The organism is Novosphingobium sp. PhB165, assembly GCF_004341845.1.
Lineage (GTDB): Bacteria > Pseudomonadota > Alphaproteobacteria > Sphingomonadales > Sphingomonadaceae > Novosphingobium.
On sequence record NZ_SLVB01000006.1, the window covers coordinates 312,071 to 337,348 of the forward strand.

The 25,278-nt window shown below is 64.7% G+C and carries 26 protein-coding genes; 11 read left to right on the top strand and 15 right to left on the bottom strand.

Annotated features, from left to right (window positions below; genetic code table 11):
* Nucleotides 1-809 precede the first annotated feature (809 nt).
* From EDF56_RS18370 to EDF56_RS18390, 5 genes are all read right to left on the bottom strand, one after another.
* Nucleotides 810-2,321: an alginate export family protein gene (locus EDF56_RS18370; protein WP_132390113.1), complete on the bottom strand. Its 1,512-nt coding sequence runs from the start codon at nt 2,319-2,321 to the stop codon at nt 810-812.
* A 91-nt stretch (nt 2,322-2,412) separates the two neighbouring features.
* Complete coding sequence (locus EDF56_RS18375; RefSeq protein ID WP_132390115.1) at nt 2,413-3,720, bottom strand: MFS transporter; 1,308 nt, start codon at nt 3,718-3,720, stop codon at nt 2,413-2,415.
* A gap of 73 nt (nt 3,721-3,793) precedes the next feature.
* Complete coding sequence (locus EDF56_RS18380) at nt 3,794-4,180, bottom strand: hypothetical protein (RefSeq protein ID WP_132390117.1); 387 nt, start codon at nt 4,178-4,180, stop codon at nt 3,794-3,796.
* Nucleotides 4,181-4,499: 319 nt separating this feature from the next.
* Nucleotides 4,500-6,926, bottom strand: a complete 2,427-nt coding sequence (locus EDF56_RS18385) for a PQQ-dependent dehydrogenase, methanol/ethanol family (protein WP_243652681.1) — start codon at nt 6,924-6,926, stop codon at nt 4,500-4,502.
* A gap of 191 nt (nt 6,927-7,117) precedes the next feature.
* Nucleotides 7,118-7,345 (bottom strand): DUF2171 domain-containing protein, encoded by a 228-nt coding sequence (locus tag EDF56_RS18390; protein ID WP_132390119.1) that lies wholly within the window; start codon nt 7,343-7,345, stop codon nt 7,118-7,120.
* Nucleotides 7,346-7,596: 251 nt separating this feature from the next.
* On the opposite strand from EDF56_RS18390, the gene EDF56_RS18395 reads away from it, so the two are divergent.
* Nucleotides 7,597-7,986 carry a PepSY domain-containing protein gene (locus EDF56_RS18395; RefSeq protein WP_132390121.1) on the top strand — a complete coding sequence of 130 codons (390 nt, stop codon included), beginning with the start codon at nt 7,597-7,599 and terminating at the stop codon, nt 7,984-7,986.
* 56 nt (nt 7,987-8,042) lie between these two features.
* Here the strand turns inward: EDF56_RS18395 and EDF56_RS18400 are convergent, their stop codons facing one another.
* Nucleotides 8,043-8,285, bottom strand: coding sequence for a DUF2171 domain-containing protein (locus EDF56_RS18400; protein WP_243652682.1), 243 nt, complete (start codon nt 8,283-8,285; stop codon nt 8,043-8,045).
* Nucleotides 8,286-8,603: 318 nt separating this feature from the next.
* Here EDF56_RS18400 and EDF56_RS18405 point away from each other — a divergent pair, with 318 nt between their 5' ends.
* Complete coding sequence (locus tag EDF56_RS18405) at nt 8,604-9,656, top strand: ribonucleotide-diphosphate reductase subunit beta (RefSeq protein WP_132390125.1); 1,053 nt, start codon at nt 8,604-8,606, stop codon at nt 9,654-9,656.
* 334 nt (nt 9,657-9,990) lie between these two features.
* Here EDF56_RS18405 and EDF56_RS18415 read toward each other — a convergent pair whose 3' ends face one another.
* From EDF56_RS18415 to EDF56_RS18430, 4 genes are all read right to left on the bottom strand, one after another.
* Nucleotides 9,991-10,557, bottom strand: coding sequence for a thermonuclease family protein (locus tag EDF56_RS18415; RefSeq protein ID WP_132390129.1), 567 nt, complete (start codon nt 10,555-10,557; stop codon nt 9,991-9,993).
* Nucleotides 10,558-10,582: 25 nt separating this feature from the next.
* Nucleotides 10,583-10,939 carry a PilZ domain-containing protein gene (locus tag EDF56_RS18420; protein WP_165912246.1) on the bottom strand — a complete coding sequence of 119 codons (357 nt, stop codon included), beginning with the start codon at nt 10,937-10,939 and terminating at the stop codon, nt 10,583-10,585.
* A gap of 122 nt (nt 10,940-11,061) precedes the next feature.
* The gene (locus EDF56_RS18425; protein WP_132390133.1) at nt 11,062-11,652 is read right to left on the bottom strand and encodes a hypothetical protein; all 591 of its coding nucleotides are present in this window, start codon (nt 11,650-11,652) and stop codon (nt 11,062-11,064) included.
* A gap of 28 nt (nt 11,653-11,680) precedes the next feature.
* Entirely contained in the window at nt 11,681-12,049 is a 369-nt protein-coding gene (locus tag EDF56_RS18430) for a hypothetical protein (protein WP_132390135.1), read from the bottom strand.
* A gap of 233 nt (nt 12,050-12,282) precedes the next feature.
* Between EDF56_RS18430 and EDF56_RS18435 the strand changes: the two genes are divergently transcribed.
* Entirely contained in the window at nt 12,283-13,758 is a 1,476-nt protein-coding gene (locus EDF56_RS18435; RefSeq protein ID WP_243652683.1) for a carboxylesterase family protein, read from the top strand.
* Nucleotides 13,759-13,920: 162 nt separating this feature from the next.
* Here EDF56_RS18435 and EDF56_RS18440 read toward each other — a convergent pair whose 3' ends face one another.
* The gene (locus EDF56_RS18440; protein ID WP_132390138.1) at nt 13,921-15,243 is read right to left on the bottom strand and encodes a NupC/NupG family nucleoside CNT transporter; all 1,323 of its coding nucleotides are present in this window, start codon (nt 15,241-15,243) and stop codon (nt 13,921-13,923) included.
* A gap of 102 nt (nt 15,244-15,345) precedes the next feature.
* On the opposite strand from EDF56_RS18440, the gene EDF56_RS18445 reads away from it, so the two are divergent.
* The 7 genes from EDF56_RS18445 (at nt 15,346) to EDF56_RS18475 (ending at nt 20,314) form a co-directional block, all read left to right on the top strand.
* Complete coding sequence (locus EDF56_RS18445) at nt 15,346-16,023, top strand: queuosine precursor transporter (RefSeq protein WP_132390141.1); 678 nt, start codon at nt 15,346-15,348, stop codon at nt 16,021-16,023.
* A gap of 75 nt (nt 16,024-16,098) precedes the next feature.
* The gene (gene argB / locus EDF56_RS18450) at nt 16,099-16,998 is read left to right on the top strand and encodes an acetylglutamate kinase (protein ID WP_132390144.1); all 900 of its coding nucleotides are present in this window, start codon (nt 16,099-16,101) and stop codon (nt 16,996-16,998) included.
* Nucleotides 16,999-17,047: 49 nt separating this feature from the next.
* A complete protein-coding gene (locus EDF56_RS18455; protein ID WP_132390146.1) occupies nt 17,048-17,596 on the top strand; it encodes a hypothetical protein in 549 nt (182 codons plus the stop codon).
* Nucleotides 17,597-17,788: 192 nt separating this feature from the next.
* Entirely contained in the window at nt 17,789-18,082 is a 294-nt protein-coding gene (locus EDF56_RS18460; protein WP_132390148.1) for a YggT family protein, read from the top strand.
* On the top strand, nt 18,082-18,978 hold the full coding sequence (gene folD / locus EDF56_RS18465) for a bifunctional methylenetetrahydrofolate dehydrogenase/methenyltetrahydrofolate cyclohydrolase FolD (protein WP_132390150.1): 897 nt from the start codon (nt 18,082-18,084) through the stop codon (nt 18,976-18,978). Before EDF56_RS18460 ends, folD begins: the two co-directional genes overlap by 1 nt.
* On the top strand, nt 18,975-19,676 hold the full coding sequence (locus tag EDF56_RS18470) for a hypothetical protein (protein ID WP_132390153.1): 702 nt from the start codon (nt 18,975-18,977) through the stop codon (nt 19,674-19,676). Before folD ends, EDF56_RS18470 begins: the two co-directional genes overlap by 4 nt.
* Before the next feature lie 5 nt (nt 19,677-19,681).
* Nucleotides 19,682-20,314 carry a MarC family protein gene (locus EDF56_RS18475; protein WP_132390155.1) on the top strand — a complete coding sequence of 211 codons (633 nt, stop codon included), beginning with the start codon at nt 19,682-19,684 and terminating at the stop codon, nt 20,312-20,314.
* Between the two features lie 238 nt (nt 20,315-20,552).
* Here EDF56_RS18475 and wecC read toward each other — a convergent pair whose 3' ends face one another.
* From wecC to EDF56_RS18490, 3 genes are read right to left on the bottom strand one after another with little or no spacing between them, the layout of a single operon-like run.
* Nucleotides 20,553-21,869 (bottom strand): UDP-N-acetyl-D-mannosamine dehydrogenase, encoded by a 1,317-nt coding sequence (gene wecC, locus EDF56_RS18480; RefSeq protein ID WP_132390158.1) that lies wholly within the window; start codon nt 21,867-21,869, stop codon nt 20,553-20,555.
* Nucleotides 21,847-23,001 (bottom strand): UDP-N-acetylglucosamine 2-epimerase (non-hydrolyzing), encoded by a 1,155-nt coding sequence (gene wecB, locus EDF56_RS18485; protein ID WP_132390161.1) that lies wholly within the window; start codon nt 22,999-23,001, stop codon nt 21,847-21,849. Before wecB ends, wecC begins: the two co-directional genes overlap by 23 nt.
* Nucleotides 23,002-23,044: 43 nt before the next feature.
* Nucleotides 23,045-23,512, bottom strand: a complete 468-nt coding sequence (locus EDF56_RS18490; RefSeq protein ID WP_132390164.1) for a hypothetical protein — start codon at nt 23,510-23,512, stop codon at nt 23,045-23,047.
* Between the two features lie 177 nt (nt 23,513-23,689).
* Here EDF56_RS18490 and dcd point away from each other — a divergent pair, with 177 nt between their 5' ends.
* Entirely contained in the window at nt 23,690-24,244 is a 555-nt protein-coding gene (gene dcd / locus EDF56_RS18495; protein WP_132390167.1) for a dCTP deaminase, read from the top strand.
* Nucleotides 24,245-24,423: 179 nt separating this feature from the next.
* On the opposite strand, the gene EDF56_RS18500 is transcribed toward dcd, so the two are convergent.
* Complete coding sequence (locus EDF56_RS18500) at nt 24,424-25,191, bottom strand: enoyl-CoA hydratase-related protein (RefSeq protein ID WP_132390170.1); 768 nt, start codon at nt 25,189-25,191, stop codon at nt 24,424-24,426.
* Nucleotides 25,192-25,278: the final 87 nt, after the last annotated feature.

The following is a 25,278-nucleotide window of genomic DNA, read 5'->3' on the forward strand; positions in this document are numbered from 1 at the left end:
ATCCTGAGCCTGTCGAAGGATGTGGGGCCAGCGCCACGCCCGCCGGGGGCTTCGACAAGCTCAGCCTGAGCGGGATCGAACCGACGGTTGAAACGAGCGGAAGGAGACGGCGCCCGCTTTTGTGGCATGGCGGCATGCGCCGAATGGCTGATGTGTTGGGGGAGTCAGCCGATAGGGCCAACGGCAACAGTGCTAGAAGGCGAAGAGCCGATTTGGCAGCAGGAACGCATAGCTGCCGTTAGCCAGCAAGACCAACACCAGCGGCTCGCAATCTATTCCCTGCGCAATAAGCCATTACGATCGCGGCCCATCCTAAAGCATGAGGGTCACCGAATAGATCAACAATAGTGCCGATAAAAAGAACTACCATGCCGACGCCGCATACTTTGAGAATTTGGTCGTGCCGAACTTGAAAATTAGGAACGGTTGTGGCTGTTGAATATGATAGCAATATTATAGATAGCGACGATGCCGTGACAACAAAAATTTCAGATCGCAAAATGGCAATGCAACTAGCCAATAGGTATAGGCAGCCCAACCATTTTTGGATCGAGCGGACTTCAATCATGTGTGTCATCGCCGCCCTCGCTCGCAGCACTGCCTGTCAGTGATAAGGCGCAACAATGCTTTCCCAAAAGCCGTTTGGAAATGGCCAGTATTAGCATGAATGATTTTTCATGGAGTGGCAGCTTGGTTGGCGTGTCCGAACCGGCGGGTTTTGGCACGAAGTCGCGCTCGGCAGTCATTGGAATCAAAAAAGGCAGGGAAGCGCGTGCTCCCCTGCCTTTCCTCGAAATCCGGCGTCCGGCTCAGAACTTGTAGTTCGCCATCAGCCCGAAGTAGTTGCCGTTCTTGCCGCCGTTTTGCTGGAACGAGTTGCTGGCGGCGAAGTAGGTTTCCCAAAGGCGGAAGGCCATCCGGTCGGTGACCTGCCACGAGGCTTCGAGGTTGAGGTCGGTACCGATCGTGCGGCTGCCCGCGTAAGGCGCGAAGCTGGCGCCCGAGGGGCCGATGTAAATGCCGTCTCCCTCACGCGCGCGCCACAGGAAGTCCGGGCCCGCCATCACGGTGATCGCCGGAGTCGGCTTGATGGTGACCGAGGGGTAGAGGTCCATCAGGTTGGAGAAGGTGAAGAACGCAGCCTCGCTGATCAGCGGCAGGCGAGCGGCGGCGGGGACGAACGTGCCCACCTTGTTGTCGGTCAGGTCCTTGTCGCCGCTGAAGTAGTTGGCGCGCAGGCCGACGCGCGGCTTCATCGCCGTCTCGCCGAAGGTGTAGCCGCCTTCGAACATCGTGCCGAAGGCCTTGATGTCCTTGCCGATGAAAGTGCCGCTCTGGTAGGTGCTCTCAAGATCGAGGTCCCAGTGCGGACCGCGCTTCCACAGGCGGCCGCCCCAGTTGTTGCGGTCGTCACGGCCGACGCCTGCGGCCAGCGTCGCCCGCTCGCGGTCCATCTCGTACCAGTAGATATCGGTGCCGAAGCCGGCGATGCGGTTCGGGGCGCTGATGTAGACGCCGTGGAAGTCGATCGCGTGGTTCGGGCCGTCGTCGAAGGTGCCCGGATCGATCTGGATCGGCTTCACCGCGAACATGTCGACCGAGACCTTGCCCGGCAGGATGTAGGTGGCGCGTATGCCCTGATAGGTGAAGCGCATGTTCAGGCCTTCGCGCACGCCCACCAGCTTGCCATTGCCCAGCGGCATTTCGAAGCGGCCGGGGCGGAAGGTGATCTTGCCGGCCTTGCCCAGCGGCACCGTCACGTCGACGAAGGCCTGGTAGATATCCACCTTGTCGCGGTTGGGCACGGTGGGGAACTGCTCGCCGAACTCGCGGTTGTCGCCCAGTTCGAGGTAGGCGCGCAGGTTCGGGCCGACATGCAGGTCCGCCAGCAGGCGCAGGCGCGACTGGACGGGATCATTGTTGTCGTTCGGCTTGAGGCCGAGCGACGAGTGATTCCAGTCGGTATAATAGACCCGGGCTTCGCCGCCGAGCGTCAGGTAGACGTCGTCATTGGCGATCGGGATGTGCTTGATCTTTTCCAGCAGCGGCGCGTTGGCGTCGGGCCGCTTGGACCAGTCCTCGGTCCAGCGGATGTTCTGCGGCAGGCCTGCGGGGCCGGGACGGCCACCGGGGACGGCCTCGGCCGGGCGCGACTGCGACTTGGCGGGGCGGATGCCCGGAGGGGCCTGGGTCGAAAGGGTGCCGCTCTCTCCGGTCTTGGCAGTGTCGGGCGGAACCGACTGGGCCAGCGCGGGATCGAAAGCGAAAGTCGCCGCAGCGGCAGTGCCGCAGGCAAGCAGGGTCAGGGCGCGGGGGCGCATGGTGAAAAATCCTCTCTGGAGCATGCTTCTAATTTAGATGGGTGACGGCCGGCAGGGGGCCGACCGTTCCCATTCTTTTGGTTTCGGGCCGTCAGGCGACTGCATTCTCGCGGTAACGGACCATCGAAAGAATGACACCGGCAACCAGCGTACCGCAGGCCAGCGTCATGGCGACGGGCGCGAGGCCCCAGCCTGCATTGAACAGCAGGCCTGCCGCAATCGGGCCGAACGCCGCGCCCGCACGGCCGACGCCGATCACCAGTCCGGTACCGCCGCCGCGCAAGGCGGCAGGGTAGCTCTGGGCGATCACGGCATAGAAACCCGCGATGGCCGCATTGGTGAAGAAGCAGGCGATGCAGGCTATCAGCGAAAGGCCGCCAAGCGTCGTGAAGCCCTGTCCAAACATGGCGACGGCAATCGCGCCGAGGACCATGGAGCAGACCACCAGCGGGCGAATGCCGATCTTCTGGCTGAGCAGGCTGACCGTGACCGAGCCGATGGCGCCGCCCACATTGGCCCAGACCAGCACGCCGCCTGCCGATGCCGGCGCGAAGCCGAGGTCGACGACGATCTTCGGAATCCACTTCACCAGGAAGTAGAAGGTCATCATGTGGAAGAAGCAGACGGCGGTCAGCATGATCGTCACGCTGGCAAGGCCCGGCGCGAAGAGCGCGGCAACGCTGGTGCGTTCCTTGACAGGATCGGCGGGCGGCAACGTGTCCAGCGGCTGGCGGTTCTGAAGGACCAGCGTGCGGTTGATCTTCTTGAGCGCGCCGGCGGGGCGCTTGAGCAGCAGGAAGGCCATCGTCTCGGGCACCAGCCAGAGGACCAGCGGGATGAAGCAGGCGGTCACGATCGCGCCGAATTCGAAGACCGATTGCCAGCGGCCGGTCGCGGCGAGTAGCCCGGCGGCGACCGAGCCGCCGACAATGGCGCCCATCGGATAGCCGCCCGCCATGATCGCGACGGTGAGGTTGCGGCGGCGTGCGTTGGAGCATTCGGCGACGACCGCATTGGTCGCAGCGAGCATGCCGCCGATGCCAAGGCCGGTGAACAGGCGATAGACCGAAAGGACGGGCACGCTATTGGCGGTGGATGCCATGAACATGCCGATGCTCATGATGACGAGGCAGGCGAGCAGCATGGGGCGGCGGCCGACGCGGTCGGCAAGGCTGCCCAACACGAATGCGCCGATGCCCATGCCGAACAGTTCCATCGACAGCACCAGGCCCAGTGCGGCACGATCGATACCCCAATCCTTGGAAATGCCGGGCGCGGCAAAGCTGATCGACAGAACATCGAAGCCGTCGAGGGCGTTGAGCGCGGTTGCGATGCCGACGGCAATGACTTGCCGGTAATGCATCGGTTCGCGCGCAATTATGGCGCGGGGGTCTTCCATGCACTTCTCCTGTAGTTCCGCTGCCGCTTGTCTTGCTCTTCAGGCGCGGTCGTATTTGTTGTCTCAGGGCGGTTCAGCCGTCACGGGCCGGTGCCGCCACCGAATATGTGCGCTGCTGGTCGCGGGTCTTCATGGAGTCCTCAAGCGTCTCTCTACGCATTGAGGCACAAATGCGCAGATTGGATAGCCTCGAAACTGCGACCAGTTCCTCCGGTGCGAGCAAGATTGCGCCGTGGTGAATCGGCCCCCGCCGATCGCGGCGGCGGGCAAGATCCTGTTCTTCCTTGGTAAGTTTGGAGGTGGTGAGGGCGGCCTGCTCGTAGGTCTGGAAGGCGGCTCGGGCGGCGGGGGCCACCAACGCGTGGAGCGCGCGGTTGAGGCGATAAGCTTTGGTGCTGCGGCCGAGCATACCGGTAAAGGAGCGTTCGATTCGCTCTGCGTCCGCCAACTGCTCATGCATGCCGGCTGTCCTTTATCCGCATCCGTTCCCATGCGGCGCGGTTCCGGATGCGCTGGAGCCCACCGGTCCTGCCGCTTGTGCCCCTTTTAGCACGCAGAGACGCGGAGACGCAGAGGGATCGTGTTGCGCCGTCATCTCCGCGTGAATCCAGAATAGCGGGGCCCCCGCCTTCGCGGGGGCGACGGGGGTCTTGGGAGGGGGAGGGGTTTCAGGTGATCGCTGCGGTGCCGGATCGCGCCGGAGTATTTGGCTGAAGCGGCGGGCGGACAGCAAAAAGGCGCCGACAGCATGTGCTGCCGGCGCCCTTTTCATTCGGCTGTCAGGGGCGTGCGCCGGTCAGCGGGAATGTGCCGAAGGGGCCGTTGGCATTGTCCCCGGTCATCCGGCCGTCCTTTACCGTCACGTCGTAACTGACGGTGATCGGCATCGGCATCGAGGCCTTGCCCTCGAACTTGGCACGGCCGTCCTTGATGCCGCCGGCGACGTTGACGGTGCCCTGCTCGGCGCTGACTTTGCCGGTCACCACGTTGCCGTTCACCATCAGGTCCATCACCGCCTTTTGCGGGCCGACCGGGGTCTGGATCACGATGTTCCACTTGCCCACGAAGTCCTGCGGTTTCGCCGTGCTGGCGGCGGCCGCCTTGGCCTTGTCCAGCAGGGCCTGCTTCTCGGCCGGAGCCGCTTGGGCGCGGGCCCGCAGGTAGAAGCGGATCGTCTCCAGATCGCTGTCCGAGATATCCGCGAAGGGCGGCATGCCGTTCATCTTCAATCCGCCTTCCTTCACGACCTGCCGGAACGTCGCGGCGTCGGTGATGATCGGCGAGTAACGCAGGTCGGGCGCCGCGCCGCCGCCGACGGCATTCCAGCCGTGGCAAACGATGCAGGCCCGGGTCCCGAACAGCATCGCCCCTGCCTGCGCCTTGGCGAGGTCAGGCTTGAAAGTGGGATCCTGCGGCGGGGTCGGTTCGACATAGGTGTAGGGCGGGATCGTGTCCGTGCCATTGAGCGCGAACGTCAGCACCCGGCGCGGCAAGCGATAGTCGGTGCGATAGGCCGCGTTGCCCAGCGACTGCATGCCCGCACCCTGACCGCCCGCGCCGGTGATGACGGTGACGTACTGCTTGCCGTTCATGCGATAGGTGATCGGCGCGCCGACGATCGGGCTCTCGGTCTTGAACGACCAGAGTTCCTTGCCGGTCTTGGCATCGCGGGCGACGAACTTGCCGTCCACTTGCCCTTCGAACACCAGCCCGCCGCCGCTGGCCATCACGCCGCCGGGCCATGTGCCGGGCAGTTCGACTTCCCAGGCCAGCGTCTGCGTTACCGGGTTCCAGGCGCGCAGGAAGCTCTTGTGGCCGCCGGGCAGTTCGACTTCGGGGATCAGCGTGACGCCCATGCCCTTGCTGATTTCGCCGCCGCCGTTCTGACCGTCACCGATCAGCGCGCCCATCTCCAGCACCGGGATATAGACCAGCCCGGTCTGCGGGCTGTAAGCCTGCGGCATCCATGAATGCGCACCGGTCGGCCCGGGCCACATCTCGAACATGCCGGGCTTGCCCGCATAGCGGATACCGGGGTTTTCGACCGGGCGGCCGGTCTTCTTGTCGATATGGTCCGCCCAGCTGACCTTGGCGATCTTCTCGGCGGAGATGAATTCGCCGGTCTTGCGGTCGATCACGTAGAAGAAGCCGTTCTTCGGTGCCTGCATCAGCACCTTGCGGTCCTTGCCGTCGATCTTCAGCGTGGCCAGCGACATGTCGGTGGTGGCGGTGCAGTCCCACTGCTCGGCGGGACAGACCTGATAGTGCCACTTGTATTCGCCGGTATTCGCATCGACCGCGACGATCGAGGCAAGGAACAGGTTGTCGCCGCCACCGGGGCTGCGCAAGTTCTGGTTGTAGGGGAAGCCGTTGCCGATGCCGAGGTAGATCATGTTTAGCTCGTGGTCGTAGCTGAAGGCGTTCCACGCGGTGCCGCCGCCGCCGCGCCGGGTGCCGTCGGGGTTCTTCCAACCGCTCGGCCATGTCTTGCGCATGACCGCCTCGGCCTTCTGATTGACCGGCGAAACCTCGTCTCCGGGGGTGGTGTAGAACCGCCAGGCAAGCTTGCCGCTCTTCTCGTCATAGGCCGAGACGAAGCCGCGCGCGGGGCTGATGTCCGCGCCGCCGAAACCGACGATGACCTTGCCCCCGAACACGCGCGGCGCGCCGTTGGAGTTGCGCGGGGCCTGATCGGGATAGTCGTAGGTCTTCCAGGCTTCCTTGCCGGTCTTGGCGTCGAGCGAGATCACATAGCCGTCGGTGGTGACCAGGAAGACATGGCCCGCGTCATAGGCGATGCCCTTGTTGCCCCAGTTCATCTGCAAGGCCGACTTCGCGCGCTCACGCGTGCCGCCGTCGTATTCCCACAGCTGCTTGCCGGTCACCGCGTCGAGCGCGCGGATATGCGAATGCCCGCTGGTGAGGAAGACCTTGCCCTCGGCCATCAGCGGGGTGCTGGCGGTGTAGCCCGGCTCCAGATCGGCATGCCACGCCAGCTTGAGATTGCCGACCGTGTCGGTGTTGATCTCGTCCAGCGGGGAATAGTGCGTTTCGCCCGGCGTGCGGCCCCAGCTCGGCCATTCGTCGGGATCGGCGATCATCCCTTGTTCGATGGTCTGCGCGGGTTTGTGGCAGGCTGACAGCGCCAGAGGCGTCAGCACCGCAAGGGCAAGGCGCAGCGCGGCGGTAACGGGACGTGCGTTCAAGGCTTCTTCCCCGGATTGTCTTTGTCTTTTCGGGACAAGGGCTATCAGCCGCGCGCCGCCTTGGGAAGAGTTGCTATACTGAGTGTATCATATCTTGAGGTCCTTCATCGCCCACGCGAAAGGCCCCGACCCTCCGCGCGAATGTTTCGCATGGAAAACCGGGGCCCTCGGGCATCAGACACCCAGGGGATTCAGCGGGTGCCAGTGCCCATGGGGATGGGGGTGCCTTCCTTCAGATAGACGCGATTGTCCTCGATCCGATCGACATTGTCGAAGGCGATGAAATGGTGGGCGCCGTCGGAACTATCGGACCGGGTCAGCTTGATCTGGTCATCCTTCACCTCGTCGATAGTGCCGACATGTTGGCCGCCGGCATCGGCGACTTCCATATGCTCACGAATGCGAAGCTTCTCGAACATGAGACGTTCTCCCGAATTTTTGCGTGTGATGCAGGAAGAACGGGTGGGCTTGGGCCTTCGTTCCGTCACTGGTCCGAGCGGGGCCACGGTTCGTGGAGTCCAAGCGGCGGTGCCGCGAAATTCGCCTTCAGCGAATTTCCAAACAGTCGGCCCTGCGACAATTTGCGGCTTGAGAAGGCGCGGCGCCCGCGCTTTTTATCCGCGCTTCTTTCCGGTGCGACCAATCCACAGAGACGGGGACATATTCGACCATGCGCAAATGGCATCGCTGGCTTTCGATCTTTTTCGGCATCTTCATTCTCTGGATCGCGGTCACCGGCGTGCTGAGTCAGGTCGCGGCGCTCTGGCCCACCGGACAGACGGCGGCCGAGGCGAAAGCGGCCGCCACGCCGCCGCCGGGCTTCGTCTGCCCTGAAGGCTGGCGCTGCATGCCGCCGCGTCCGGAAGGCGGCCTGCGCTCGATGGTGGGGCTGTTCCACCACCTGCATTCGGGCGAGACGTTCGGCCCGATCGGCACGCTGATCTCGGTGCTTTCGGGGCTGGCGCTGATGTTCTTCTCGTTCTCGGGGATCTGGCTCTACGTGCAGATGTGGCGCTTCCGGAACCGGCGGGAACTGGCGCCGCGCTGGTTCTGGAAGTGATCGGTCACAGGTCTGCTTGAAGGAGCGCCGGAAGCGATTCCGGCGCTCTTTTCATCTCAGGGTTCCGCGCCCAGCCCGAAAGTGGCGTCCCCGCGCGGCGCGAGCAAGATCCGCTCGCCATCGATGCCGTCGATCTCGCTCACCGTGATGAAGGGGTGCCCGGCTTCGGCCAGCAGGACTTCCTGACCGTCCACCCGATCGACCACGCCGAGCACGGCGCCTTCGGCATCGATCACGGTCATGCCCTTGCGCACGAAACCGGATTCGGTGGGCCAGGAGGTTTGTCCGTCATCGCTCATCATCTTTCCTCCAAAGGCCGTCATACCGGCTTGCAAGGCCCGCAATCTCGCGCGATCCGGCGAGTCGCGCAATCACCTCTGGTCTACCAGTGCTAGCGTCCCCATATTGGCGGAGGCGCAATATGTGCGCACACGGCTGTTGGTAACTCGCCGGAGCGCCTCCACAGGTCAGGTGTTTTTTGGTTATCTGGCGATCTTGCTTCGGCCATCGTGCTGCAAGCGAAGTGTTTTCGTCCCGGAACCCGCGCCGCGCCGCCATCGGCGCTTGGCGAATCGTTCCGGGCCGCCATGTGAATCGCGCACCGGAGTTGTCCGCCCATGTCCCTTCTCGAAGCCCGCAAGACCTACAAGCCCTTCGAATATCCATGGGCCTATGACTTCTGGAAGACGCAGCAGCAGATCCACTGGCTGCCCGAAGAAGTGCCGCTGGGCGAGGATTGCCGCGACTGGGCGCAGAACATCTCGGAGCATGAGCGCAACCTGCTCACCCAGATCTTCCGCTTCTTCACGCAGGCCGACGTGGAAGTGCAGGATTGCTACCACGAGAAGTACGCGCGCGTCTTCAAGCCCACCGAGATCAAGATGATGCTCACCGCCTTCTCCAACATGGAGACGGTGCACATCGCCGCCTATTCGCACCTGCTCGACACCATCGGCATGCCCGAGAGCGAATACGGCATGTTCCTTGAGTACGAGGAACTGAAGGCCAAGCACGACTATCTGCAGAAATTCGGCGTCGACAACGACGAGGACATTGCCCGCACGCTGGCCATGTTCGGCGGCTTTACCGAGGGCGTGCAGCTCTTCGCCAGCTTCGCGATGCTGATGAACTTCCCACGCTTCAACAAGATGAAGGGCATGGGCCAGATCGTCTCGTGGTCGGTGCGTGACGAATCACTGCACTGCGAAGGCATCATCAAGCTGTTCCACGCCTTCTGCGCGGAGCGGAACTGCCTGACCAAGGCGGTGAAGGACGACATTGCCGACCAGTGCCAGACCACGATCCGTCTGGAAGACAACTTCATCGACCTCGCCTTCGAACTCGGCCCGGTTCCGGGCATGACGCCGAAGGACATCAAGAAGTACATCCGCTACATTGCCGACTGGCGCCTTGGCCAGCTGGGCCTGAAGCCGATCTACCTGATCGACGAGCACCCGCTGCCCTGGCTCCAGCCGCTGCTCAACGGTGTGGAGCACGCCAACTTCTTCGAGACCCGCGCGACGGAATACTCGAAGGGCGCCACCCGCGGCGACTGGAACACCGTGTGGTCGAACTTCGATTCGCGCCGCAAGGTGAAGGCCAACGATGTCGATGTGGTCGAGGAGCACTCGGAACCCGACATGTTCGGCGGTACGCAGGCGGCCGAATAAGGTTTCGGCCTGACGAGCGTGGGGCCGAATAACCGCGCCGTTTTTGGCGGGGCACCGGCCTGATATTGTTGACGAATTATCAGTTCCACGACTTCGTCGCCCCCGCGAAGGCGGGGGCCCCGCTTCTTGTGGAGATCTCGGCTCTGCACAAGAAAAGCGGGATCCCCGCCTTCGCGGGGATGACGGGTTTTGGGGTCTGCTTCGAAGCATCTTAGCTGAGGGATTTGGCCACCCAGCCGGACCTCGCTGCGGTCGGCTCTGCATGTAGGGGCGTTGCCGGTCCTGAAACCCCGCATCGCCCCTCAGGCATGCGGGGTTTTGCTTTTCCGATTCCTCAGCACCAGTTGCGGCGATAGCCTATCCAGCGCTCGGCCAATCCCTCGTCCACCAGCACCAGACCAAGACTGTGCCCGCCGCGCGTGATGACGCGCAGTTGACGGCCATAGCGGTCGGTATCGCGGCCGTCGTTCCAGGGTTCGAGCGAGAAGGGCCCCTGATTGAGCAACTCGGTCATCCGCGCCGTGGCCCGCGCGCCGAGTGCGGCTTCCTGCGGGCAGGACGGCGTGCTCGTCTCGGGCGCGTTGATGTCCGCGATGCGGATCTTCTTGCCCTCGTACCAGATGGTGTCGCCATCGACGACGCAGGTACGGCGCGCGCGGCCGTGGCAATGCGCGAAGTGGGCGGCGTCGGTATCATGCACGGTGGCGGCGAAGGGAAGCCGGACGGACGGTGCGCCGGGCCAGAAGAACACGCCCGCCGCAATGGCGAGCGGGGCGACGATCCAGATCGGTGACAAACGCAAACGGCGCGACCTTGGAGGCGCTTTCGGGCGCGTGTAGCCCTGCTGCGGATCGCGGGCCCCGGCTATGGGGATCACATTGGAACGGCGGCGAAAAAACATGATTCACGCGGCAATGAGGGCTGGGTCAGGTCCCGTATTCGCGCGCTTCGGTTTCGTCAAATTCGCCCCGGCAAGTGCGGATCAGGCTGTCCAGCTCGGCGCGGTGGAAGGCGTGTGTCAGCCGGACACCCAGTATGCCGCCCTCGGTCCAGCGCACGCGCCCCTCGATCGGCGGTGCGCCGTCGATCTTGATGACCACCTGATCCGAAATTTCGAGCGCGAGGACATTGCTCTGGCCCGCATCGGACAGGCAGCCGATGCGGCAGCCCTCCTGCGAAAGTTCGACAAGCAGGCCGCTGCCGATGCGGCGGCCTTCGTGATGGATTGTTGCCTTTCGGCGTACGGCGAAGCGCTGATGGGCGCTGTATCTCAACACTCTCACAGGCGGCGCCCCCCGGTCTTCCGATCCTGACTCGAACTTTATTGCTCCGAATCGAGCGTGATCCTCTATGATTACCAATTGGTTACCGCGACTTGCTTGATGCGGCAATAAGATTGAATTTATCAGCCCAGAATCTCATAAATACGGCCGATCCAGCTCAACAGATAAGCCAGGAACGCCAACGGCAGCACGATGTGGAAGCGCCGGTTGGACGTCCACGCGGCCAGCAGGAACAAGGCGGCGCAGACGGTCAGCCGGATCGGGTATTCGGGGCCCAACGCCTTGAGATAGGCCGGTCCCTTGATCCAGGTGTCGATCCAGTCGGCCGCGCAGACGGCCACCAGCAGGCCGAAGAACCAGACGCGCCGGGACAGGAAGTAATCCTCGTAGCCGGCGTAATCGTCCATCCACTCGGGAAACAGCAGGCTGGCCAGCAGGTAATGCAGGAAGGCGTAGCCGAGGACGAAGGTGAACAGTTCGAAGCGCCAGACGGTGATGCGGTCCAGTGCGAACTCCCACCACCAGAAGTGGACGGTCATCACCAGAATTACCGCCACCCATGCCAGGTGCGCGGGATAGAGCGGACGCCGCCGAGGGTGCTGGACGATGCCCGAAATGCCGGACAGCAGACGGGTAAGCGCCAGACCGAGGACGACGCCCACCAGCACGCGAACGTGCAGGAAGACCTCGCTTGATGCGGCGCCGTGGCCCATCGCTAACGCTCCCGGTGGCGGCTTTCGCTCAGACCGTCCAGGTGCCGGGATTGGGCATGGGCAGATGCTTCTGCGCGTTGAGCAGGCTCATCACGCAGCGCACGATCACCAGCACGCCCACGGCCGCCAGCACCAGCAGGCCGATCACCACGATCAGCAGCAGGCCGCCGATGATCGAGCCGATCAGGCCGATCCAGAACGTGTTGATGAGGTACTGATAATGCGAAGCCTGCCAGTCTCCGTCCCCCGTCGCCTCGCCCCGCCAGACATAGGCGAGCACGATGCCGACGATGGCGGTAACCCCGGTCACGCAAGAGGCCAGATAGAGCAGGGCGATGATGGTCGGGTGGTTGAATTCGAAACCGGAACCCGAGGTGCTGCGGTCGAGATCGTCCATGATGCTCTCCCTGTATGGTCCGGGCATGATGGCCCAAGGCGGAATGCTGCCTCTATTGCCAACCCGGCGCAAGTGATGTTTCTCAAAGGGATATAGGGCCTGTCACCGGAGCGATCACTAAGGGCACCGGCATTTCGGTGCTGGTCTTGCGGCAGGTCCGGGTTACCACAGGCGTCGCACGGCCGCCACGTCAGGGCACGGAAGCGCGGCCGGAAACGAGGGGGAGAGAGGCCGTGACCGAGATCGTGATCGAGATGCGCAGCGGAGCCGTGTCCGGCGTTGGGCAGCCGGGGCTGACGCGCTTTCTGGGCATTCCTTATGCGAAGGCGGGACGCTTCGAGGTGCCGGGCCCGGTTCCGCCATGGCAGGGCGTGCGTGCGGCCGATCGCTTCGGGCGGCAATGCCCGCAGCAGTTCGGCGGCAAAGTCCGCCGCGATGTGCTGGAGAGCGAGGTCTATGGCGAGGATTGCCTCTACCTCAATGTCTATTGTCCCGAGGGCGGGGCACCAGAAGGCGGTGTAGGGGGCCCGAAACCGGTCATGGTCTGGATCCACGGCGGCGCTTTCCTTGCGGGCGGGGCCAATTCCTATGACGCTTCCCGGCTTGCGCGGGAGGGCGACATCGTGGTCGTCACCATCAATTACCGGATCGGCGTGCTGGGCTTCGTGAACTTCGGCGATGCGCTGGGAATCCCGGCGATCCCGTCCAATCTCGGTCTGCGCGACCAGATCGCGGCGCTGGAATGGGTGCGCGACAATATCGCCGATTTCGGCGGCGATCCGGGCAAAGTGACGATCTGTGGCCAGTCCGCGGGATCGATGTCGGTCTCGCTGCTCCTGCTTTCGCCGCTGGCGCGCGGGCTGTTTCACAGTGCCGTGATGCAGTCCGGCGCGGTCAGCCTGATCCATGATCGCGACCGGTCGATCCGGGACGCGCGGCGCTTTGCCGAAGTTCTGGGGTTGGACCAGTCGAGCCTGCAACGCCTCAGGACCATGGATATTGCCGAACTGATGGAAGGGCAGACGGCCGTCGGCAAGCAGTTGAAGAACGCCATTCCCGCCGCGCCCTGGTACGACGGGGATGTCTTGCCTGCCTCGTTCGAAGCCGCGCTTGCGACCCCGGCCGCGCCGGTTCCGCTGCTGGCCGGCGCCACGCGCGATGAAGTGCGGCTGTTCGACGTGATGCCGGGGGACATCCTGCCCACCAAATGGCCGGATCTTGAAGCCTTGTTGCACGATCAGTTCGGGCCCGAACAGGCTGCGCGTATTCTCGCTGCCTATCCGCGTAGCCGCAAAGGGCGGATCGCGCTGGGGTCTGACCTGACGTTCATGATGCCCACCCGCCACTTCGCAGAGCGGCATGCCCGGCACAGCCCGACGTGGTTCTACCGGTTCGACTATTCGCATCCGCTGGTCGGCCCCACGCACGGGCTCGATCTCACGGTGTTCTGGCCTTTCCGCGGGCTCAAGATGGCGCTGGTTCGGGGCGGTCCGGACAGTGGCCGCCGGGCCGAGCTGGGGCGGCGGATGCGTTCGCATGTGGCGCATTTCGTGCGGCACGGCGATCCGGGCGACATGTGGCCGCGCTATGAGGAGACGGCGCGCAAGGTGCGGATCTATGACCTTGCCGACCGTTTCGAGGCCAACCCGGAGGCGGAACGCTATGCGGTCTGGGCCGGGCGGGATGTGGAGCCGGGGCGGGGGAAGTAGGGCGACAGAGCCTCACCATTTTCCCCACAGAGCCTCGTCATCCCCGCGAAGGCGGGGATCCCGCTTGTTCCGGCGGCGTGGCGAAAAAGCAGCGGGGCCCCCGCCTTCGCGGGGGCGACGGAGTGCGTTAGAAGAGGGTCGCCTCAGCCACTTGGGCGCCTATCAGTTCAGTCCAAGGAACAGCCCGGCCAGCGCCGCGCTCATCAGGTTCGAAAGGCTGCCCGCGCAGAGCGCCCGCACGCCAAGGCGGGCGATGATCGGCCGCTGGTTGGGCGCAAGGCCGCCGGTCACCGCCATCTGGATCGCGATCGACGAGAAGTTCGCAAAGCCGCAGAGCGCGAACGTCACCACGGCAACCGTGCGCGCCGAAAGCGCGGTCATGTGGCCAAGATCGATGAAGGCGACGAACTCGTTGAGCACGATCTTGCTGCCGAACAGGCTGCCCGCCTGCAACGCTTCATGCCAGTCGGGCGTGGCGAGCAGGTAGAAGATCGGCGCGAAGACATAGCCGAGCAGGCCCTGGAACGTCACGTCGGCAAAGCCGAACAACCCGCCGACCCAGCCGACGATGCCGTTGGCCAGCGCGATCAGCGCGACGAAGGCCAGGACCATGGCGCCCACGGCGACAGCCAGCTTCACGCCGGTCTGCGCGCCTTGCGAGGCGGCCATGATGATGTTGGCGGGCTTTTCCTCGTCATGCTCGACGGCTTCGGGCTCGTCGATGTGGACGCCGGGCAGGTGAGTCACATCGGCGCGGTTGAGCGCGGCGGCGGCGGCACCGGCAGGCGGCAGGGTGCTTTCATGCACGTCCGCCTCGTCCCCGACCGGGCGCGGATCGGGCATGATCATCTTGGCCATGAAGATGCCCCCCGGCGCCGACATGAATGCGGCGGCGACGAGGAAGTCGATGCGGATGCCCATCGAGGCATAGGCCGCCAGGATCGTGCCCGCCACACCGGCAAGACCCACGCTCATCACGCAGAACAGCTGCGAGGGATTGAGCGAGGCAAGGTAGGGGCGGATCACCAGCGGGGCCTCGCTCTGGCCCACGAAGATGTTGGAGGCGGCGCAAAGGCTTTCCACCTTGCTGATCCCCGTCACCTTCTCCAGCGCGCCGCCGATCCAGCGGACCACCAGCGGCATGATCTTCAGGTAGTAGAGGATCGAGATCAGCGAGGCGAAGAAGATGATCACCGGCAGTGCCGAGATCGCGAAGCTGTGGCCGCCGATCTCCGGGCTGGCGAGCGGGCCGAACAGGAAATCGACGCCCGCATGCGCGAAGCCGAGCAGGCTCTGGACGCCGGACGCCGCGCCGCCCAGCATGTCCTTGCCGAACGGAATGTAGAGCACGAACGCGGCGAGCCCCGCCTGCAAGGCGAACGCCGCACCCACTACGCGCAGGCGGATTGCCTGGCGGTTGGTGGAAAGAAGAAAGGCGGCGGCCATGATGAGAACGATGCCAAGCAGGCTGTAGGCGACGTGCATCGTCCCCATTTCTCCGAAAAATGTGCTGAATCTGTGCGCAAACCTAAAGGCGCACTTTCGTGACGGCTAGTGCAATTGTTTCGCGCCCGTTAGAGCATCGTCATGGAACCGCAAGCCCCAGTAAGCGCGCAATCCCGCGCTGTGACGATCCCCCGTTCGATGTTCGTGTACATGCCGCTCTATGGCGGGCTGGTCGTGCTCGCGGGGGTTCTGGGGATCAAGATCGCCTCGCTGGGCCACTGGCCGGTGGTCGGCAATCTGGCGGTGGAATCGGGGATCTTCGCGTTCCTGTTGCTGGTGGTGCTGTCCAGCGCGGTGGCCGAACTGCACGGCACGGTTGTCGCCACCCGACTGGTGCGCTTCGGTTTTATCCCGCTGATCGTTTCGATGAGCCTGCTGACCCTGGTGATCCACGTGGTTCCGCCCGCCCCGTTCTGGAGCGATCAGGACGCCTATGCCCGCCTGCTGGGACAGGGCGCGCGGATGCAGTTTGCGGGGCTGGTTTCCTACGGCGTGTCGCAGACCCTCAACGTCACCGTGTTCGCGCGCCTTGCCGCCGGGCGCGAGGGCAGCATGCTGATGCTGCGCGCGTGGATTGCCAGCCTGTTGTCGCAAGTGGTCGATACGCTGATCTTCATCACGATCTCGTTCGCGGGCGTGCTGCCGCTGTGGTCGATCATGGAAGGGCAGATCATCTCCAAGGTGCTGCTGTCCACGATCATGGTGCCGCCGTTCATCTGGCTCTTCGTGAAGCTTGGCCGCAAGCTGGATGGTGTATAAGATTGCGGTGAAATAATCGGTCTTTCGGGGCCGGAAACGGGTTTTAATTCTGTGCAAGGGGTCTAAAGCGCCTCCATGCCGAATCCGCACGATCCCGCCATGCTCTCGAAGGCCGAGACGCTCGTCGATGCGCTGCCCTACATGCAGCGTTATGCCGGTCGCACGTTCGTCGTGAAATACGGCGGCCATGCCATGGGCGATCCTGAACTGGCGCGAGATTTCGCGGAAGACGTGGTCCTGCTCAAGGCCGTCGGCATCAACCCCGTGGTCGTCCACGGCGGCGGCCCGCAGATCGGTGCCATGCTCAAGACCATGGGCGTCGAATCGCGCTTCGTGGACGGGCTTCGCGTCACCGACAAGGAGACCGCCAAGGTTGCCGAAATGGTGCTCTCGGGCGTCATCAACAAGGAAATCGTCGGCTGGATCGCCGAAGCCGGTGGCAAGGCCATGGGCATTTCCGGCAAGGACGGCGGCCTCGTTACCGCTTCCAAGGTCCAGCGCACTGCCAAGGATCCGGACAGCAATATCGAACGCGTCGTCGATCTCGGCTTCGTGGGTGAGCCTGCGCGGATCGACATCGGCGTGATCGAGACGATCTCGGCTGCCGGGATGATCCCGGTGATCGCCCCGATCGCGCCGGGCGAAGACGGCCAGACCTACAATATCAATGCAGACACCATGGCCGGTGCCATCGCCGCTGCCCTCGGTGCCGCGCGGCTGTTCCTGCTGACCGACGTGCACGGCGTGCTCGACAAGCAGGGCGAACTGCTGACCGACCTCCGGCCCGCCGATATCAAGGTGCTTCAGGAAGACGGCACGATCTCCGGCGGCATGATCCCCAAGCTGGAGACCTGCGTCCACGCGGTCGAGGCCGGGTGCGAGGCGGCCGTCGTGCTTGACGGGCGGGTTTCGCATGCCATGTTGCTGGAAATATTCACGCAGGAAGGCGCCGGTACGTTGATCCGGGCCGGCTAGCTCTTCCCGCAGCAGGGGAACCTCCGGCAGAAAGGCCCATTCTATCAAGATGCGTACCAGATTCGTTCTCACCAGTGCCGTTCCGGCCTTCATGCTCCTGCTTGCAGCCTGCAACCAGCAGCCGGCCGCCGAACCGAGCGGGGGGGCAAGTCTGGATACGAGCGAGGCCGCCGTCGTCGAGGACACGCCCGGTGACGATGCCACGGCCGCGGCCGCGGGCAGCCCCGCGATCAAGCTCGACGCGGATGCGCTGAACGAGCGCCGCGATCCCGAGCGTCTGCTGCGCTTCTACACCAATGCCCTGCGCGCCGGTGACTGGGCTTCTGCCGCCCGCGCCTGGAGCCTGGATGCGCAGATGACGCCGGAGAAGCTCGCCAAGGAATTCGGCGGCGATGCCAGCCCGAAGATCGCTGTGGGCAAGGGCGACGTCGAAGGCGCCGCCGGTTCGCTCTATTACGAAGCACCGCTGGTGATCGACTTTGCCGACGGCCGTCCCTCGCGCCGGGGCACCATCGTCCTGCGCCGCGTCAACGACGTGCCGGGGGCGAGCGAGGAACAGCTCAACTGGCGGATCGAGCGCACTTCGACGCTACCCTGACCTGCAAGAACGCGCTGCCGGGCCCATCGCGGCCCGGAGCGAAACCGGTATTGGTCGATCCGCGTCCCACCGTGGTGGACGCGCCCTTGCCCCGGCGCGGCCTACTCGGCTATCAGCGCCTGAGAATATGCTGGAAAGTCCGCATTTCGCGGGCAGGACAGGCATGACCCCCAAGCATTCAAGGAGCCGGCGTTGCTGTTCCTCACCCTCTACCAGATCATCGACTACCTGATCAGCATCATCGTCTTCGTGGTGATCGTGCAGTTCGTCCTCGGCCTGCTGCTCGCGTTCAACGTGGTCAACCGGCACAACCAGTTCGTTTCGGCGATCTGGACCGCGCTCAACGCGATCCTGGAACCGATGCTCCGGCCGATCCGGCGGATCATGCCGAACACCGGCGCGATCGACTTCTCGCCGATGGCGCTCATCATCGGCCTGAAGATCCTGCAAATCATTCTCGGCAATCTGGCAAGGGCTTACTACTGATGGCGCAGGCGTATATCATCGACGGCAAGGCTTTTGCCGAAGGCCTGCGCGCACGTGTCGGCACCGCCTCCGTGGGCTTCGAGGCCCGCACCGGCCGCAAGCCCGGCCTTGCCGTGGTGCTGGTGGGCGAGGACCCGGCCAGCCAGGTCTATGTCCGCAACAAGGGCAAGCAGACGCTGGCCGCTGGCATGGCGAGCTTCGAGCACAAGCTGCCCGCCGAAACCAGCGAGGAAGACCTGCTGGCGCTGGTGCGCGAACTGAACGAAGACCCGCGCGTCGACGGCATCCTCGTCCAACTGCCGCTGCCTGCGCACATGAACGAGCAGAAGGTCATCGCCACGATCAACCCCGACAAGGACGTGGACGGTTTCCATGTCGTCAATGTCGGGCGCCTTGCCACCGGGTTGCCGGGCTTCGTGCCTTGCACGCCGCTGGGCTGCGTGATGCTGCTGAAGGACAAGCTGGGCTCGCTTTCCGGCCTTGATGCCGTGGTGATCGGCCGCTCGAACATCGTCGGCAAGCCGATGGCGCAGTTGCTGATCGCCGAAAGCTGCACGGTCACGGTCGCGCACAGCCGCACCAAGGACCTGCCCGAAGTGGTCCGCCGCGCCGATATCGTGGTGGCTGCCGTCGGCCGTCCGGAAATGGTCAAGGGCCACTGGCTCAAGCCCGGCGCTACCGTGATCGACGTGGGCATCAACCGCGTCCCGGGTGCCGAGGAAGGCAAGACGAAACTTGTGGGCGATGTCGATTTCGCCTCCGCCGCCGAAGTTGCCGGTGCGATCACGCCGGTTCCGGGCGGGGTCGGCCCGATGACCATCGCCGTCCTGCTGCGCAACACCCTCGTCGCCGCCCACCGCAACGCCGGTCTGGAATTCGACGAGGGCGCCCTTTGAGCCTCGGCCGGGCTCTCGCCGGCGTGGCGGCGCTGGCATTGGTGACAACACCGGCGCTGGCCCGTCGCCCAGATCGAGCGCCCGGCGTGGGCACTGCCAACCCTAGCGCGCTGATCGCGGCGGAGATCGCCTTCGCCCGCATGGCGCGCGAGAAGGGGCAGTGGACCGCCTTTCGCGAAACCGCCGCCGAAGACGCGGTGATGTTCGTGCCGGAGCCGGTCCGCGCGCAGCAATGGCTCAGTGGCCGCAAGGACCCGCCCGCCGCCGTGCAGTGGCAGCCCGCGCAAGTCTGGATGAGCTGCGACGGCACCTTGGGCGTCACCAAGGGCGCCTGGCAGCGGCCGGACGGTTCGGTCGGCTACTTCACGACGATCTGGCAGAAGCGCTGGAAGAAGACCGATTACCGCTGGGTGCTCGATCAGGGCGACACGCTGGCGCAGCCTTTGCCGAATAGCGACATGCTCTCGGCGTCCGTGGCGGATTGCCCGAGCGGAGGCCCGCGCCCCGATGTGCAGCGTCCCGAACCCGCCAAGGGCCCTCCCGGCATGACCGGGGAAGGCCGTTCGGACGACGGTACGCTGACATGGTCCTACCGCGTCGCTGCCGACCAGTCCCGCTCGCTCGTCGTCTCGCTGATGAAGAACGGCACCATGACCGAAGTGATGCGCAGCGACGTCGCCGCGCCCAAGGCCCCGTAAACCGCATGTACGAACTCTTCCTCAGCGCGTTCGTTACGCTCTTCGTCGTGATCGACCCGCCCGGCTGCGCGCCGATCTATGCCGGCCTTTCGGCCGAGGCGAACCGCTCCCAGGCGATCTCCATGGCCGGCCGCGCCTGCCTGATCGCCACCGCCATCCTTGTGGTTTTCGCGCTGTTCGGCGCCCAGTTGCTGGGCGCGCTGCACATCGAACTCAACGCCTTCCGCATCGCCGGCGGCATCATGCTGTTCATGATCGCCATCGACATGGTCTTCGAAAAGCGCACCCAGCGCCGCGAGGAGCGGGCCGAGAAGATCATCGCCCACAATGCGGAAACGCCTCAGGTGGATGACGTTTCGGTGTTCCCGATGGCGATGCCGATGCTGGCGGGACCGGGCTCGATCGCGACGATCATGCTGCTCACCTCGCGCGCGCAGGGCGTGGAGCAGAAGCTGGCGATCCTTGCGGCGATGGTATCGGTGATGGTGCTGAGCTTTGCCGCGTTGGCCGCTGCCGGACCGTTGATGCGGGTGCTGGGCGACAAGGTGGAGGCGGTGATTACGCGTCTGCTGGGCGTGCTGCTGGCAGCATTGGCGGCGCAGTATGTGATCGACGGTGTGAAGGCCGTTCTGCTCTGATTTCGGGTGGAGGTACCCTCCGCTGGCAATCAACCTCCCCAACCATAACCCGTCATCCCCGCGCAGGCGGGGATCCCGCTTGTTCTTTTAAAGCACGCAGAGACGCGGAGACGCAGAGGGTGCAGAACCGCTCGGCCTCTCTGTGTGAACCAAAAAAGCGGGGCCCCCGCCTCCGCGGGGGCGACGAAGTGATTTGGGGTAGTTGGCGGCGGGCCGGGGCCGAAGCTGGGGCCGCGGGTTACCCCGCTAAAGCCAGCTTCGCGGCTTCTTCGCGCACCACGCGCGGCTGATCCGGCCAGATCCCGCGCGTATCGTAGACCAGCTTGTCCGCACGCTCGGCCAGCGGCACCACGCGGAACACGTCGTGGTCGACGAGGACGATCAGGATCTCGCAGGTCTCCAACGCATCGTCGATGTCGATCTGCACCGCGCCGGTATCGGTGAATTCGATGGGAAGCTGCGCCGCATAGGGCTCCACCACGTGAATCCGGCTGCCGAACTTGCGGGCGAGGCGGCTGGTAACGAAGCGCGCCGGGCTCTCGCGGAAGTCGTCGATGTTGGCCTTGAAGGCGAGGCCGAGGCAGGCGACTTTCGCCTCCGGATTGGCCTCAACCAGCGCTTCGGCCTTGGCGATCACGTGGTGCATCTTGTGATCGTTGACGCCGCGCGCGGTGCGGATCAGCGGGGTTTCCTCGGGCGCGCCGTGGACGATGAACCACGGGTCGACGGCGATGCAGTGGCCGCCGACGCCGGGGCCGGGCGTCAGGATGTTCACGCGCGGGTGGCGGTTGGCGAGGCGGATCACCTCCCACACGTCCAGCCCCATGCGGTCGGCCACCATCGACAGTTCGTTGGCAAAGGCGATGTTGACGTCGCGATAGGCGTTCTCGACCAGCTTGGTCATCTCGGCCGAGCGCGCGTCGGTGGTCACGCATTCGCCGCGCACGAAGCGCTTGTAGAAGGCCAGCGCCTTGCGCGCGCAGCGCGGGGTGATGCCGCCGATCGAACGGTCGTTGTTGGTCAGTTCCTCAAGGATGCGGCCGGGCAGCACGCGTTCGGGGCAGTACGCAATCGAGACATCGGGGGTGTCGCGCGTGAGGCCCCCCTTATCACTACAGGGAATCTTCAGGTCCGGCCGCAGTTCGGCGATCAGGTCGCGCAGCTGTTCGGTGGTGCCGACCGGCGAGGTCGATTCGAGGATCACCACATCGCCCGCCTTCAGCACCGGCGCGACCGAGCGACCGGCGGCAAGGACATAGGAAATGTCCGGCGCGTGGTCCTTGTCGAACGGCGTCGGCACCGCGATCACGAACACGTCTGCAGGCGCGATCTGCGTCGAGGCCGAAAGCAGCCCGCGCGCAACCACGCCCTGCACAAGGCCGTCGAGATCGACTTCCTCGATATGAATCTCGCCCCGGTTGATGGTGTCGACCACCACCTGCGAGACGTCGAGGCCGAGTACCTTGCACCCGGCGCGGGCGATCACGGCGGCGGTGGGAAGGCCGATGTAGCCGAGGCCGACAACGCAGACGTCAGGCTTGGTTTCCGATTTCATTCGCAAGCAGCTCCACGATTCGGCGCGATGTCTGCCCATCCCCGAACGGGTTGTGGGCACGCGCCATGGATTCGTAAGCTTCTCTATCGTCGAGCAGTGTTGAGATTTCGGTAACGATCGTCTCGGCCGAAGTTCCGACCAATTTCGCGGTCCCGGCCGCCACGCCCTCGGGCCTTTCGGTGGTCTCGCGCATGACCAGAACCGGCTTGCCCAGCGCGGGGGCTTCCTCCTGCACGCCGCCCGAATCGGTCAGCATGATCTCGGCGATGGAGATCAGACGGGCGAAGTGCGGATAGTCGAGCGGTTCGATCAGGGCGACATTGTCCAGCCCGGAGAGGCGCTCGTTCATCACCTTGCGCACGTTGGGGTTGAGGTGGACGGGGAAGATCACCGCCACGTCGGGCCGCGCCGCGATTTCACGGATGGCCGTGGCGATCTGCTCCATGCCCTCGCCGAAGTTCTCGCGCCGGTGGCTGGTGACGCCGATGATCCGCTTGCCCGCGAAGCGCGCTTCAAGCTCGGCAAGGTCCGAAGCGAGCGCGGGCTGGCGCTCGATTTCAGCGGTAACCCAATGCAGCGCGTCGATCACGGTGTTGCCGGTGACGTGGACCCGGTCCGGGGCGATGTTCTCACGCAGCAGTGCGGCCTCGCTGGTGCCGGTCGGCGCGAAGTGGAGGCTGGCCATGCCGCCGATGATCTTGCGGTTCACTTCCTCGGGCCAGGGGTGATGGATATTGCCCGACCGCAGCCCCGCCTCGACGTGATCGACCGGCAGTTTGCGGTAATAGGCGGCAAGCGCGCCGGCCATGGCCGTGGCCGTGTCTCCCTGCACGATCACCCGGTCGGGCCTGACTTCGTTCATGACTTTGCCGAGCCCGGTCAGCAGGTTGGCGGTCAGTGCATCCAGCGTCTGGTCGGGCCGCATCACGTCCAGATCGTGATCCGGCACGATTCCGGCAATCTCCAGCACCTGATCGAGCATCTGGCGGTGCTGCGCGGAAACGCAGACCACGCATTCGAAACGCGGATCGGCTTTCAGCGCATGGACCAGCGGGAAGAGCTTGATCGCCTCTGGCCGGGTGCCGAAGACAAGGAGGATGCGGGCCGGAGAAACAGGGGCAGGCTTGGTCATGCCGCGGGCCTATCAGGTTAGTATTAAGCTTGGATAAAGCGGCTCATGCGGCCAGCAGGGCGGGATGCGGGTCATCGTCGTTGGAGGACGATGGCCGGGTACGTGGACGCCTGCGCGTTCCGGCCACGCGTTTGCGGGTGTGGCGCCGGGGCGCGCGCAGGAGGGCGGAAAGGAACGTGCCGAGGGCCTTGATCCGCACGCTTGCCGCCACGAGCGCAACGGCGGTTATCGCATCGATCAGCGTCGATATCTCGAACGTCATCGCCCAGGAGGTCAATTCCGGCAGCGCCATCGACGAGAGGTGCAGACCCTCGCCGCCGAGCAGCCAGGACACCAGGCCGACGAACCCGGCAAGCGTCAGCACCAGCAGCACGTGCCCGCGCGTTACCCGCGACAGGCGCCGGGCGAGGGGGATCACCAGTCCGTCATGCCAGATCCGCCCACGTAGACTGGTTCGCGGCGCGGTGGCCAGAGTCAGCAGGGCGAACAGGCATAACGATTCGAGAATCATTGCGGACGCACCTTGGCTGACTCGCTGGAAAGGCTGGATAATGTCCGGTCATGAGGCGGGTACGAAGTTAAATCCGCGCAAGCTGGCGGCGGTGCTTTATTGGCGCGGATGGAGGGCTCCGTGGACAAACCCGCCGGGGCTATTGCCCCACCCCGCGCCATCGGGAATGACTGCGGCATGTCTATCCTGAGCGACAAGTGGATCCGCGAGCAGGCGCTCGAACACGGAATGATCGAGCCCTTCGTCGAGGCCCAGCGGCGCGACGGGTGCATCTCTTACGGCCTCTCGTCCTACGGCTACGACGCCCGCGTCGCGCCGGAGTTCAAGATCTTCACCAATGTCGATTCGGCGGTGGTGGATCCGAAGGATTTCGACAGCAATTCCTTCGTGGACCGGCACACCGATGTCTGCGTGATTCCGCCCAATTCCTTCGCGCTGGCGCGCACGGTCGAATATTTCCGCGTGCCGCGTGATGTGCTGGTGATCTGCCTTGGCAAGAGCACGTATGCGCGCTGCGGCATCATCGTGAACGTCACGCCGCTCGAACCGGGCTGGGAAGGGCATGTGACGCTGGAGTTCTCCAACACCACGCCGCTGCCGGCCAAGATCTATGCCAACGAAGGCGCGTGCCAGTTCCTGTTCCTCAAGGGCAATGAGCCTTGCGAGACCAGCTATGCCGACCGTGCGGGCAAGTACATGGGCCAGCGCGGGGTGACGCTGCCGAAGCTTTGAGGGCTCACGGCTGGTCCTCGCTTCAGAGCCTCCTTCGCAAAACAACCCTCGTCATCCCCGCGAAGGCGGGGATCCCGCTTGTTCTTTGCGGGCGCGGCGAGAAGGAAGCGGGCCCCCGCCTTCGCGGGGGCGACGGAGTGATTTTGGGCGAGCCGGGGTTAGCGCGCTTCTTCGCCCGATTACTTACCCGACCACACCGGCTTGCGCTTTTCCGCGAAAGCACGCGGGCCTTCCTGAGCGTCCTCGCTGTTGTAGGTGTGTTCGTGCGCGGCACGCGCGGCTTGTAGCGCGGCGGAGCGGCCCATTTCGGTCGACAGCATCACCGTCTCGCGCGCGGCCTTTACCGACAGCGGCGCGCCTTCCAGCACTTCCAGCGCCAGTTCGATGGCCGCGTCCAGCACCGCGCCGGGCTCGGCCAGGCGGTTGACGAGGCCGATCTCGTAAGCGCGCTGGGCGGTGATCGGCTTTCCGGTCAGCATGATCTCCATCATGATCCGCTGCGGGATCATGTGGATCAGCGGCGAGGCCCAGGGGCTGCCGCGCCCGACCTTCACCTCGGTAATCGCGAACTTGGCATTGGTGCTGGCGACGCAGAGGTCGCAGGCCTGCGCGATCATCCAGCCGCCGGCGAAGGCGTGGCCGTTGACGGCGGCGATGGTCGGCTTGGTCAGTTCGATGGTGTCGTAAGGCAGCGCGTAGAGATCGCGCGGCGGCACGGCCATGCCGGTTTCGACCATTTCCTTGAGATCGCCGCCCGCGCAGAAGGCTTTGTCGCCGCTGCCGGTGAGAATGGCGATGCGGGCCGAGGCGTCGGCTTCGAACGTCGCCCACGCCTCGCGCAGTCCTTCGCGCACTTCGCGGCTGAGGCAATTGCGCTGTTCGGGGCGGTTGATGGTGATGACCGCGATGCCGTCTTCATGTGCGTCGTAAATAACGGCTTGGGTCATCGCTTCAGGCTTTCTTGGGATTGGAAGACAAGGGGTTTCGCGCGGAGGCGCGGAGACGCGGAGAAAACGTGGGGTGCCGTAGGCACT